Source organism: Bacteroidales bacterium (genome assembly GCA_016707785.1).
GTDB lineage: Bacteria > Bacteroidota > Bacteroidia > Bacteroidales > UBA4417 > UBA4417.
On the sequence record JADJGZ010000006.1, the window covers coordinates 89,943 to 103,541 of the forward strand.

The following is a 13,599-nucleotide window of genomic DNA, read 5'->3' on the forward strand; positions in this document are numbered from 1 at the left end:
TTCTGATCTATAACTAATCTATACGCTGCATCCAAAGGATTCAGAGCATCAAACACAAGTCATAAAACAATAAATGGGATTAATTATAGATCCTGAGTGTCTCTCCGTCAAAACTGTAATTATAGTTCATTAGCGTATAAGGAGAAGGGCCATCACCCATAGGGCTGCCATCTAACAGCAGATAGGTGGATCCACAGCAGGTATCAGTGGCAGTAATATTATCCGGATTTACAATTACCCTGGCATTTGGATTCTCGGGGTCGTAGGGACAGCATCGCTCATAAACCCTGAAATCGGTCATTGATAAACGATAGACAATAATTCCGCGATATCCGGCATTCAGATACCTGTAATCAGAAACTGAGATAAAGTGCATTGAGTTGGGATAGATCTCCTCATAAACATTTACATAAGGAATATCAGGCTGATTATCCTTATCGCATGACAGGGTCGTAAATAGAATAATGATAAGAACCAGGAAAGCAATCCGCATTGGCTGAATAATTATTATGTATTTCAAACGTTGTAAAAATAGTGATTATTTTGCGGCAGCAATAATTAAAGGTTTGTCATTGCCGCTAATCCTTATTTCTGTAAAAATTTATGAATAGATTATCTGATAATATGTCAAAGACCAGGTTCAGTTTTATCTTCATCCTGCTTATTGGATTCCTGATATTGTCCACAACCGGATGTGGGTGGATCCGCCCAAGTAGTCAGCGAAAAGTGGAAAAGAAGCAGGAACAGGCCCAAAAACAGGCAGATAAAGAATATGATAAAGCCAGGGAAGGGCATATCAAAAAGCAGAATAAAGAAACCCGGAAAATGATGAAGCGAACGAAAAAGAAAGCTGAATCAGTGAATAAATACAAGAAAAGAAATACCTTCTTTCTTTTCAGGAAGAAGTGCTATTAGGCCCTCTTATAAGAACAAATTAACAGTTTTAACGTTATTTACCAGTAATTTACCTATTTTTGCAATATCAGACAATTCCTTTCTGCCATGTGTCGCATCGCGATCATGAAGTCAAGGTGTTTGAATTATAAAGAAGAGGGGAGAGACCAGGCTCAACGAACCTCTGGCAACCGCGGACCTAATCTGAAAGGTGCCAATACCTGTTCCCTGTATCGGGGAAACTTATAATTGAAGCACACATGTTCCCTTTTTTAACAGAACTAGTTGTGTATAAGTAGTGCCGCATGCTTACTTTTTGCATGTTGGATTATTATATATATATAATGACATGAAAATATGAAGAATGACAGAAGTATATACACAGAACTGGAGCACCGGGTTTTAGTCCTGGATGGTGCTATGGGTACCATGATTCAGAGATATAATCTCACGGAAGAAGAATACCGTGGCCGGAAGTTCGCCAATCATCCTATTGATCTGAAGGGGAATAATGACCTTTTATGCCTGACGCGTCCCCAAATAATTAAAGAAATACATCAGGCTTACCTGGAAGCAGGAGCGGATATTATTGAAACAAACACCTTCAACGCAAATAAGGTTTCAATGGCAGATTATGCCCTTGAATCAGAAGTCAGGAATATCAATATTGAGGCTGCTAAAATAGCCAAAGCCATAGCTGCAAAATTTACCAGGCGCAATCCAGAAAAACCGAGATTTGTAGCCGGAGCAATCGGACCTACCAATAAAACGGCTTCAATGTCGCCGGATGTGAATGACCCTGGTTTCAGAGCTATTCATTTTGATGACCTCGTTGATACTTATTGTGAGCAGGTGGAAGGACTTCTTGATGGGGGGGTGGACCTGCTTTTAGTTGAAACCATCTTTGATACGTTAAATGCTAAGGCAGCGCTGTTTGCCATCAATAAAATATTGAAGGCAAGAGGGCTCCGGATTCCTGTGATGGTATCCGGTACAATTACTGATCTCAGTGGCCGTACTCTTTCCGGACAAACGGTTGAGGCTTTTCTAAATTCTGTTTCTCACATCGACCTGTTGAGTGTAGGGTTTAATTGTTCTTTGGGTGCTGAGCAACTCAGACCCTTTATAGAAGAGCTTTCAAGAAAGGCACCTTTCTATGTGAGTGCACATCCAAACGCCGGTTTGCCCAATCAATTCGGGGGCTATGATGAATCCCCTTTACAGATGGCAAAATATGTTGATGGATTCCTGCAAAGCCGCTCTGTAAATATCATTGGGGGATGCTGCGGAACTACTCCCGACCACATAAAAGAACTTTGTGCCATTGCCGAAAAAGCAGAGGTGCGACTAAAACCAACAATTGACCATCACCTGAAATTGAGTGGGCTGGAGCCATTGCTGGTATATGAAGGAAGTAATTTCATCAATATCGGGGAACGGACCAATGTTTCGGGTTCCAGGAAATTTGCCAGGCTCATCCGGGAAGAAAAACATGATGAAGCACTGGCAGTTGCCCGTCAACAGGTGGAGTCCGGTGCCCAGGTGATTGATATTAATATGGATGATGCTATGTTGGATGCTGAGAAGGCCATGGTTCGCTTTCTTCATCTGCTAATGGCTGAACCTGAAATTGCCAGGGTTCCCGTAATGATTGATTCATCCAAATGGAGCGTTATTGAGGCTGGCCTGAAGTGCCTGCAAGGAAAAGCCATTGTGAATTCCATCAGTCTGAAGGAAGGTGAAGAAGCCTTCAGGCATCATGCCCGCTTAATCAGGAGTTATGGTGCTGCAGTTGTGGTGATGGCATTTGATGAACAAGGACAGGCCTCCACTTTTATCAGAAGGATTGAAATCTGTCATAGGGCATATAATATCCTCGTAAATGAAGTAGGCTTCCCTCCGGAAGATATTATTTTCGATCCCAATGTATTGGCGATTGCCACCGGGATAGAAGAGCATGCAACTTATGCCAAGGATTATATCCGAACGATCTCATGGATTAAGGATAACCTTCCTCATGCAAGGGTAAGTGGTGGAATAAGTAATTTGTCCTTCTCATTCAGGGGGAATGATGAACTCAGGGAAGCTATGCACGCTGTTTTCCTTTACCATGCCATAAAAGCAGGGCTGGATATGGGAATCGTAAATGCGGGAAATCTGCCGGTGTATAGTGATATTCCTCCCGACTTGCTGATTCTTATTGAAGATGTGATATTTGACCGTGATGATAATGCCACTGAAAAACTAATTGTGTATGCTTCAGGGATGTCGTCAAGCGGACCAAAAGAAGAAGTGACTGAAGCCTGGCGCTCCCTTCCTGTTAAAGAACGGCTAAGTCATGCATTAATACATGGTGTGGATGCCTATGTTGCAGAGGATGTGGAAGAGGCACGCGTCTTGTTTCCACGGGCTCTGGAAGTTATAGAAGGCCCGTTGATGGCTGGAATGAATGTGGTTGGCGATTTATTTGGTGAAGGAAAAATGTTTCTGCCCCAGGTAGTAAAAAGTGCCAGGGTAATGAAAAAAGCCGTTGCCGTTTTATTGCCATATATTGAGGCTGAAAAGGTAGAAGGGGAGAACCGTTCCGCAGGGAAAGTATTACTTGCAACAGTGAAAGGTGATGTACATGATATCGGTAAAAATATAGTGGGTGTCGTGCTTGCATGCAATAACTATGAAGTTGTTGACCTGGGTGTAATGGTTCCTACCTCTAAAATTATTGAAGCTTTAAAAAATGATCATATTGATATTCTTGGGTTGAGCGGACTTATAACTCCTTCCCTTGAAGAGATGGTCCAGGTTGCCGCAATGCTGGAGAAAGAAAAGCTCAGTATTCCATTATTGATCGGTGGTGCCACAACCAGTGAGATGCATACAGCCGTGAGAATTGCACCGGCTTACTCTCACCCTGTAGTTCATGTCCGTGATGCATCGAGAGCTACTCATGTGGTTGCCGGTTTACTGTCGGCCGATCAAAAACCTGCTTTTATTAAAGGCGTATCTGATAAGTATGAGACACTCCGTAAGCGCCATGAAAACACAAAAGCAGGTGTGGCCTATATTTCTCTTGAAGATGCAAGAGCGAATAAGTTGAAGCTGGATTGGTCAAATTATACTCCTGTCAGGCCGATGCTGATTGGTAATAAATATATCAGGACCTGCTCATTTGAAGAGACAAGCAGGTACATTGACTGGACCTACTTCTTCCATGCCTGGAAAATTAATGGTAAGTTTCCGGAGATCTTTAAAGATATGACTAAAGGAGCTGAAGCATGGAAACTGTTCACTGAAGCCCAGGCAATGGTAAGTAAAATTATCGAGGAAAGACTCGCTGAAGCCAATGCGGTTTTTGGACTTTATCCTGCCCGTTCTGTTGGCGACAGTGTTGAAATTTATGATGATGAAACAGGTAAGGTAATTGAAACCTTTCATTTCCTTAGAAACCAGGAAGAAAAGGAGCCGGGAGTGCCCAATTTATGCCTGGCCGACTTTATTGCACCTGCTGATTCAGGTGTAAAGGATTACATGGGTTTCTTTGCAGTTACGGCTGGTATTGGTATCGACAAGCGCGCTGAAATTTTCGCCGCCGGGAATGATGATTATAGTGCTATTATGATAAAAATTCTCGCCGACAGGTTTGCTGAAGGCTTGATTGAATGGTTGCATAAATGGGTCCGAAGAGAATTCTGGGGATATGTTCCGGATGAGAATATTCAGGTTGAAGCTATGTTGGCCGAAGAATACCAGGGTATCCGTCCTGCACCGGGCTATCCGGCCTGTCCTGAACACAGTGAAAAAGTGCCCATCTTCAAAATTTTGTCGGCTGAAACAATGAAAATTACTTTGACGGAGAACTTTGCCATGTACCCTGCAGCTTCTGTAAGTGGGTACTTTTTCTCTCATCCTGAATCGAAATACTTTAATGTTGGGCGTGTCAGTCCTGACCAGGTGAAAGATTATGCAACAAGAAAAGGCCTTAGCATTGCTGATGTTGAAAAATTACTTGCAACAAACCTGAATTACTAATCACGCTTTTTGACATTTATTAATGAAGGGAATTTTAAAGATAAGCTAACGAATGAAAGTAACTGAACATATAGCCAGGCGAAACGGGCGTACCCTTTTCACACTGGAGTTATTGCCACCATTAAAAGGCGAAGATTTTGAATCTATCAATCAAACGATTGATCCAATCATTGAATTTTGTCCTTCTTTTATTGATGTTACCTATCACAGGGAGGAAATTTATTATAAGCAGAGGGAAGATGGATTGCTGGAGAAAAAAACCATCCGGAAACGACCGGGCACAGTTGGAATTTCAGCCGCTATCAAATTCAAATATAATATCGATGTAGTGCCTCACTTGATTTGTGGAGGTTTTAGCAGGGAAGAAACTGAGAATGCCCTGATCGACTTGTATTTTCTTGGGATTCATAACATTTTGCTGATACGGGGTGATAATCCTATCGGGGAAAAGGTATTTAAGCCGGAAAGGGACGGGAATGCCTATGCCATTGATCTTGTAAGGCAGGTGATTGACATGAATCATGGCCTTTACCTTGAGGATTCCCTTGAGAATCCCAATCCTACCGGATTTTGTATCGGAGTGGCAGGCTACCCTGAAAAGCATTCAGAAGCCCCTAATCTTGTTACGGACCTTACCCATCTTAAGGAGAAAGTGGATGCAGGTGCCGATTATATTGTCACACAGATGTTCTTTGATAATAAGAAGTTTTTCGAATTTGAAAAAGCATGCCGTGATGTGGGTATTACGGTTCCAATTATACCGGGACTCAAGCCGGTGTCTGTAAAATCGCAATTGTCAGTCCTGCCTAAAACATTTTCAATTGAAATGCCTGAAGATTTGGTGAGGGAAGTAGAAAAATGTACAGATTCCCAGCAGGTAAGGCAGGTAGGGATTGAATGGGCCACCATGCAGAGTAAAGAACTCATTCAACATGGAGTCCCGGTTCTGCATTTCTATTCAATGGGGAAGAGTGATAATATCCGAAAGATTGTGAAAGAAGTTTTCTAATCCTTTAATTTGCATATTCAAAAGCATCAAAACAAGGCTTTGCAAATGTCCATTTACTCAACCATCACTCAGAAAAGCCAGGCAAATCAGAAGCAGTTAGCGGTTCTGGTGGACCCTGATAAACTTGGTATTCTTGAAACAGAAGCCCTGGCTAAATTAGCTGCTGATGCTGGAGTCGATTACTTTTTTGTAGGGGGCAGCCTCCTGATTAATAACCAGTTGGATATGGCAATCAAAACATTGAAAAGCCTTACTTCCATCCCGGTTATTCTGTTTCCCGGAAATACAATGCAGATGAGTTGGAAAGCTGATGGAATATTATTTTTGTCACTTATTTCTGGTCGTAATGCCGAAATGCTCATTGGAAGACACGTAATATCAGCTCCTTATCTGAAAATAAGTCCGCTTGAAGTCATTTCTTGTGGCTATATGCTCATTGAAAGTGGAAAACAAACCGCTGTTCAATACATGAGCAATACTTCGCCGATTCCCGCCACTAAGAACGATATCGCTATATGCACAGCCATGGCAGGTGAAATGCTTGGCCTTAAACTTCTTTACCTTGAGGCAGGCAGTGGCGCCACCGAACCTGTCCCTTTGAAGATGATCGAATCTGTGAAAGGAAGTATCTCTATTCCACTGATTGTAGGCGGAGGTATACGTAAACCGGAGCAAGCCCTTGATATATGCAGGGCTGGTGCAGACTTGCTTGTGATTGGTACTGCTTTTGAAAATGATCCGACACTCATAAGTGAAATGGCTCATGCAGTGCATTCCTGCTGAAAAGATCAGAAATCAGAAAATTCAGATTAATACATACTATGAAACAAATGAAATTTAGTTTGTTGGTCATTGCATTGGGAACCCTGTTGATGCCGGCCTTTGCACAGGAAAAAATACTGGCGCCCGACGATCTAATGAATCGCAAGTTCTATCCGCAATCATTGGTGAATTTGCAATGGAGAAGTAATGAGGCTTTTACCTGGGTGGCTAAGAATTGCCTGGTTCAGCAAACAATCGCCAATACAGTTTCCGACACCCTGCTTTCACTTGAAAAGCTCAATGCAGCTCTTACTGCAATAAAGCTGGATAAACAAAAGTCATTTCCATCAATTACCTGGATAGATGCCAACCAATTCAGATTCATCAGAACAGGAAAGCTGATAGTTTACCAATTTAGTGAAGCATCAGCCAAAGTATTAAACACGTTTGATCCGGCGGCTGAAAATTCTGATTTGAACCCCACAACAGGAAATGTTGCCTATACAATCGGAAACAATCTTATGGTATCATTGAATGGCAGCACCATTGCTGTTACGAATGATGCTGATGAGAATATCGTAAATGGCCAAAGTGTGCACCGGAATGAATTTGGCATCGACAAGGGTACCTTCTGGTCACCTAAGGGCAACTTGCTGGCGTTTTACAGGATGGACCAGACCATGGTAACCGATTACCCACTTGTGAATATCAATGAGCGAATTGCAAAAGTTGAAAATATGAAATACCCCATGGCCGGGATGAAAAGCCATCACGTCACCCTTGGAGTTTTTGACCCTATAAAAGGAGTTCTGCATTATATTAAAACTGGAGAACCGGCAGAACAATACCTGACCAATATCAGCTGGAGCCCCGATGAGAAATATATCTTTATTGCAGTAGTGAACCGTGCCCAGAATCATATGTGGTTAAATCAATATGATGCGGCTACCGGCGACTTTATTAAGACCTTGTTTGAGGAAACAGATAACGAGTATGTTGAGCCACTGCATGAACTTAGTTTCCTGAAAACAAGGCCTGATCAGTTTATCTGGCAGAGTCGCCGCGATGGATGGAATCACTTATATCTATACAATATTAATGGAAACCTGGTTAAGCAGCTGACAACCGGGAAATGGGAAGTAACCCAATTTCTCGGATGGGATGCAAAAGAAAGCCAGGTGTACTTTCTGTCAACAGAAGCCGGCGCACTCGACAGGCAGCTTTATAGTGTGGAAATGAAATCCGGAAAAATGAGCCGGTTAACAGATACTGAAGGAACGCATACAATTTTCCTTTCACCTGCAACGAACCATTTTATTGATCGTGTTTCAAGTCTTCGGGTGGGCACCAGATATACCTTTTACCCTGAAAAGCGGAAAAATGAGCGGGTGATATTTGAAGATGTTAATCCTCTGAAAGACTATCAGATGGGTGAAACCATTATGGTTACCCTTAAAGCGGATGACGGGAGTGATCTTTTTGGAAGGTTGATAAAACCCGCTGGATTTGATGCTGCTAAAAAGTACCCTGTGCTTATTTATGTGTATGGTGGACCACACTCACAACTGGTTACCAATACCTGGCTGGGAGGAGCCGGACTCTTCCTGAATTATATGGCTCAGCAAGGTTATATAGTATTTACTTTGGATAACAGGGGGACTTCCGCCAGGGGCGCTGATTTTGAGCAATGCATTCACCGGCAGTTAGGTAAAATGGAAATGAGCGACCAGATGAAAGGGGTTGAATATCTGAAAACATTACCCTATGTTGATGCTTCAAGGATAGGCCTTGATGGTTGGAGTTATGGCGGATTTATGACCCTGATGATGAAACTGAATAATCCCGGGGTATTCAAGGTGGCAAGCTGCGGCGGGCCTGTTGTGGACTGGAAATACTATGAAATCATGTATGGTGAGCGTTACATGGATACCCCTGAAGAAAATGAAGAAGGTTACAAGTATGCCAATGTGATGAATTATATCGATAAACTGGAGGGAAAATTACTGGTGATGCATGGCGCCCAGGATAATACCGTTGTATGGCAGAACAGCCTGCAGTTTATCCAGGAATGCATTCTAAAAGGCAAGCAGGTAGATTATTTTGTTTATCCGAATCATGAACATAATGTTTCGGGCAAGGATAGGATTCATATGTTCCGCAAACTTGCGGAATATTATCACGATAATCTGTAGGATCGTGATCGTACGGCGAAATGCATTGCATCGTCCCGCTACAGCATTGCGGCGCCAATGCATTGCAGCGTCCATTTTTCGCTTTAGGACGATGCAATGCATGTCCCTTCGCTTGTAGCGAAGGTATCCCCATCTCCCCACGATAATCAATACTATCACTACCCACAAATAGGATAGCCCGATAAGCATTTTCAGGAATACCTGCCAACCTCCCTTTATTCCTCCCCAGAATTCGGAGAAAAAGCGGTTAGTGATCCCTTTTTTCTCAGTAAATGAAATCCTGATGGTGCTGTAATCCACCTGGTTTTTTATGAATTTCAGCCTTCCTTCTGCTGATTCAATTTCTGTTCTCAGGTCCGAAAGCTGTGACTCAATAGACAATGTTTCTTCCAATGAGCGAGCCTGTTTTAGTAACTCAATGTAATGAGCCTCCGATTCCTTTTTCACCTTCATCCGGGCTTCCACATCAATATACTCAGCAGTTACATCATTAATACGTATCGACTTATTGTTCAACTGCTTGATATTGCAGTTGTTCATGAGTTCCTCCATTGCCTTGTCGAAATCATTGGAAGGTACCCTAAGGATCATGTTGTATCCTTTTTCGGTTTCGTATTCAAACCGGCTTTCATCAGCCATATATGCCTTATGCGCATTAGCAATAAGCCTCACCTGGATGGCAGTGGTTTCAATGTCATCGGTGGTAAAGTTCAGATCCGCTTCCTTGATCAGCTTACGGCTGGTGGTATCCGGCATTTCTACACCTGATTTTTCAACAGGGATAGTGTCTGCGGCAGTACTTTTTTCATTTTGTTTACAGGAAGCCATAATGGCAACGATCAGCAGAAATGATGATAATCGGAGAAGGTTCATAAGATGTTTGGATTTTGGATCATTAACGACGGGATAAGATAAAAGTTATATAAATTTCATATTTAGGTTCAAATTTAGCTGAAAAGTGAGGGAGAAACCCATTTTTTACTATTTTTGCACTCCCAAATCTCTCCGTAGCTCAGCTGGTAGAGCAATTGACTCTTAATCAATGGGTCACAGGTTCGAATCCTGTCGGGGAGACACCAAATCAACATAACCACCTGTAAATCAATATGATTCACCGGTGGTTTCTTTTTTGTCTCCGAATTGTCTCCGAAAGTAGTCAGTTATACTCAGATTAACTCAGTTGAATAAGAAATTGAAGAAGTGGGGGAAGGTGGTAAAAAAAAAAAAAGAGTATTCTTAGTCATTTAGTTTTTGGAAAAACCGAGAACAACAATCAAAACAAAGTTAAGTTTGAAAATTTTTCTTAACCCGGCCCTCCCACCAACATGAAAAAAATGGGTAAAAAATAAAATGTTATGAGAAACTTTTTATCGGTTGGCTAATTTATATTTTTTTCCTTTGGTGAAAATTTTGAAGGATATGAAATCCCTGTATTGAATGAACGGGAGATCCAGGCAGCAGCAGGAATGCTATTCCTCGCCACTTTTCTGTCGCTCATGTTTATTGTTTTCAAGGGAAACTTTGTCCCGATTAAGTACATCATCACTTTCTTCCTAACCGACTTCCTGATCCGTGTTTTTATTAGTCCCAGGTTTTCACCTTCACTCATTCTCGGGCGCTGGATTGTTCGTAACCAAACCCCTGAATATGTGGGTGCTGCACAGAAAAAGTTTGCCTGGATCATTGGTGTTGTGCTTGCTGCTGCTATGTTTGTCTTTTTTATTATCGTGAATGCATATAGCGTGTTTACCGGTATTATTTGTCTGATTTGTTTGATATTCCTTTTCTTTGAATCAGCTTTCGGGATTTGCCTGGGGTGCAAATTATATCCCTTATTTTTCAAGGACAAGGTTCAATACTGCCCGGGTGAGGTTTGTGATGTAAAAAACAAACAGGAAATACAGAAAACAACCTGGAGCCAATTCCTGGCATTACTGGTGTTTGTGGGATTCATCTTGCTTACTGTTTACCTGATGAATGATCACTTCAGTGAAAAACCTTATGATTTGTTTGCCGGGAAAGGTGCCGAGCAGACCTTCTAGGCATGTTCAATGGATTCCTGCATGGCTTATGCACCATGTAAACCAGCGTGGATTGCTTCTTTCTGGCTTTGCTCTGACAAGGAATGGGTTGGTGTTAAAATTTAACCACTTTAATTGCCTCTAAATGTCCATCGGCAATTATATTTAAAATGTAAAGGCCGGATTTCATTCCCGAAAACCTGAAGACATGCTGTTTTTCATCGACCATGGTTTCACTCATCACTTTTTCACCCAGCATGCTGTAAACTTCAACCAGAATTTTGCTATAGAGCTTTTCGCCCTTCTGCTCCAGGACAAAATTGCCTGGTGTGGGGTTTGGATAGATTGAGAAATTGGTCTCCCCACGTCTGACCATAGATTCTGATTCTCCAGTTGATAAGTTGACTGGAACAATATCCTGATAACGATAGAAATTTTGTTTGGTCGCAGTTACCTTGACCTGTGATCCAACGGGAATTATAGGAATAGGAAGTGAAACAGGACCACTCGCACTACCAAAACCTGTTGCAAGGATCTGATTATCCATCGTCAGGGCAATGAAAGCACTGTCGTTGGTTTGTATTGAAAAAGTGGTAGCACCATAAATAATTTCCTGGTCATGGGTAACAGTAAGTTGTTCAGGTATCTCGTTATAAATTACCTGGAAAGCATCCCCAAACATATGAAATAAACGGTAGGTGACTACTTTGTAATCGGAACTGTAGGGCCAGCTTGACTGTTGCAGAAAATATTTCCCCCCGGCAGATCCAAAAGCCGGCATGACGCCACGGGATGCAGGGGTGGAACCTTCATTTGGCATAAAGTCGGGCCACATATTGTCAAACATTCCCCAAACATAAGTGTCATTAAAAAATGAATAGGAGACTTCACTTGGACAAACAAGGCCAAGGGCCCCAGCATTATGCCCATTGTTAACATAACGATGAAAGTGCTCACCGAAACTATTGCTCGTACGCTGATAGGCTCCTGTTTGACAATTAATGGAGAAAACAAAAGGCAGGTCGGTATTTGTCAATTCATTAATATTTGTGATGGAATATGCTGGTTCGCCCCAGGAATCATAAAAACCATGATCACGGTGCAGAATCATGAATGCGCCGGAATCAATTGCCTGGTTAATTTCAGCTGCAGTGCCTCCATCCCATCCACCTAAAGAATCTGGGGTTTGGGGAATATAATTAAGTCCGGCGGGACCGAAATAATCCAAAATGGTATTGGTATTGGTAGCTGTTGACCAGATTGAGCCAGGCGTTCCTTCATAAATTTCATTAATTCGTCGCGGGTGTTTACCTTGCACCTGGGAGAAATAACCTCCTACAATTTCTGAGCATAGTTGAAACCACCTTTCTGTCTGCCATCCCATGGAGGTTATCGGCTTATCATAAAAGTGGGGATTGGTAGGAGGATTGCGCTCATATTCCATGAATTTGGTGACCATGATCTGCAATTGCAAGGCATCGTTGGCTGTAATTCTTGAAAAGACTATATCAGGCAGCTCGTCACCGGTAACATCAGCAAATTTATTATCAGATGCATAATTTGGATATCCTTCAGGGTGGGCATGCAGTCGAGAAATGATATTCTTTGTTCCGTCAGTACCATAATCCCCGAGGATCAGACAAGCAACCGGCTTAATGGTCCAGGTGTTATATGCACTGTCAATGAATGTTTCAATAGCGGCCACAGTATTGCCTCCAACCTCATCAATGTTGAATACTTTGGTTAGAATTCCTTGTTCTGTTCGGAATTTACATATAGAATCTGCCCACATCAGGAAATCAGGTCCTGTTGGACTCAGGATGATGTACTCACATTCATTGAGCACAGGACCTTTCCCGAAGGATTGAAAGCGCGCATTGTAATCTATTAAGGGTAAACAGGAATAATTAAGCAGGTTATCCTCTAAGATAGGATCCCACCAAAGGCTGCGAAATTCATTGTTGCCAAATTGACCATTGCCACCTTCGAAGGTTAGTTCTACCTCGATGTTTTTATAAACCACAAGATCTTTTGTCACAGGGTTATATTGAAACGGAGTTATACCAAGGATTACAGCATCGACACCACGAACTTGGGTAACCTCGGAAATTAAAACAGGTGAATCCGGGTATAGTGCATTTCTGGAATATACCTGCATATTTTTCACATATTCAACCGGGCGGGTATCATTATCGAGAGGGATACGAGGAGCAGGCACAATGTCTACATTATGTATGATTTCAGTTTGCTGAGCTGTGATTCTGAACTTTGGACTGGATCCGTGCGGGATGGCGATGTATTTACCTTTTCCCGGCAGGTTAGGCATCCCTTCATCATTGAAAAGGAATGTTCCTGGCAGGTTGATATATTTCATCACAGTCCCATGCAACATCTGATCTTCAAGAGAAAACGAGGGTAATGCATATCGAACAGTAACTGATTCAGGCTTTGAATCAATGAGGTTAAAGCCGGCTTTGCCTGCAACATCAGTGTAATTGAATTGTTGCGCAATTAAACTCATTGTAACAAAAAGAAACATTGACAGGAAAAATGTAAATTTTCTCATTGACTTAATTGTTAAAGGGGTTAGGATAGCTTGTCCTTGAAGTGGCAGGATCACCTGACCACAAAGAGCCGGTTTAGATAGAATCCTTTATTGATCTAATAATTGATACATAAACGGGTTTAATACTAC

The 13,599-nt window shown here is 42.1% G+C and carries 9 protein-coding genes, 1 tRNA gene and 1 riboswitch; of the genes, 7 read left to right on the plus strand and 3 right to left on the minus strand.

Going from position 1 to position 13,599, the window contains the following annotated elements; genetic code table 11:
- Nucleotides 1-79: 79 nt before the first annotated feature.
- Entirely contained in the window at nt 80-520 is a 441-nt protein-coding gene (locus tag IPH84_05490; protein MBK7172679.1) for a hypothetical protein, read from the minus strand.
- A gap of 83 nt (nt 521-603) precedes the next feature.
- Here IPH84_05490 and IPH84_05495 point away from each other — a divergent pair, with 83 nt between their 5' ends.
- The 5 genes from IPH84_05495 to IPH84_05515 all read left to right on the plus strand — a co-directional run bounded on the left by IPH84_05495 (nt 604) and on the right by IPH84_05515 (nt 8,883).
- Nucleotides 604-915, plus strand: coding sequence for a hypothetical protein (locus tag IPH84_05495; protein MBK7172680.1), 312 nt, complete (start codon nt 604-606; stop codon nt 913-915).
- Between the two features lie 122 nt (nt 916-1,037).
- Nucleotides 1,038-1,146, plus strand: a riboswitch (SAM riboswitch).
- Between the two features lie 105 nt (nt 1,147-1,251).
- A complete protein-coding gene (metH, locus tag IPH84_05500; GenBank protein ID MBK7172681.1) occupies nt 1,252-4,920 on the plus strand; it encodes a methionine synthase in 3,669 nt (1,222 codons plus the stop codon).
- Between the two features lie 52 nt (nt 4,921-4,972).
- Complete coding sequence (locus IPH84_05505; protein MBK7172682.1) at nt 4,973-5,929, plus strand: methylenetetrahydrofolate reductase; 957 nt, start codon at nt 4,973-4,975, stop codon at nt 5,927-5,929.
- A gap of 45 nt (nt 5,930-5,974) precedes the next feature.
- Nucleotides 5,975-6,712: a geranylgeranylglyceryl/heptaprenylglyceryl phosphate synthase gene (locus IPH84_05510; GenBank protein ID MBK7172683.1), complete on the plus strand. Its 738-nt coding sequence runs from the start codon at nt 5,975-5,977 to the stop codon at nt 6,710-6,712.
- Nucleotides 6,713-6,750: 38 nt separating this feature from the next.
- A complete protein-coding gene (locus IPH84_05515; GenBank protein MBK7172684.1) occupies nt 6,751-8,883 on the plus strand; it encodes a S9 family peptidase in 2,133 nt (710 codons plus the stop codon).
- Here IPH84_05515 and IPH84_05520 read toward each other — a convergent pair.
- A complete protein-coding gene (locus IPH84_05520; protein ID MBK7172685.1) occupies nt 8,767-9,756 on the minus strand; it encodes a DUF4349 domain-containing protein in 990 nt (329 codons plus the stop codon). The genes IPH84_05515 and IPH84_05520 overlap by 117 nt on opposite strands.
- 128 nt (nt 9,757-9,884) lie before the next feature.
- Between IPH84_05520 and IPH84_05525 the strand changes: the two genes are divergently transcribed.
- Nucleotides 9,885-9,957: transfer RNA gene (locus IPH84_05525), tRNA-Lys, on the plus strand.
- 392 nt (nt 9,958-10,349) lie between these two features.
- Nucleotides 10,350-10,925 carry a DUF4395 domain-containing protein gene (locus IPH84_05530; GenBank protein MBK7172686.1) on the plus strand — a complete coding sequence of 192 codons (576 nt, stop codon included), beginning with the start codon at nt 10,350-10,352 and terminating at the stop codon, nt 10,923-10,925.
- 94 nt (nt 10,926-11,019) lie between these two features.
- Here IPH84_05530 and IPH84_05535 read toward each other — a convergent pair whose 3' ends face one another.
- Nucleotides 11,020-13,470: a T9SS type A sorting domain-containing protein gene (locus tag IPH84_05535; protein ID MBK7172687.1), complete on the minus strand. Its 2,451-nt coding sequence runs from the start codon at nt 13,468-13,470 to the stop codon at nt 11,020-11,022.
- Nucleotides 13,471-13,599 lie beyond the last annotated feature (129 nt).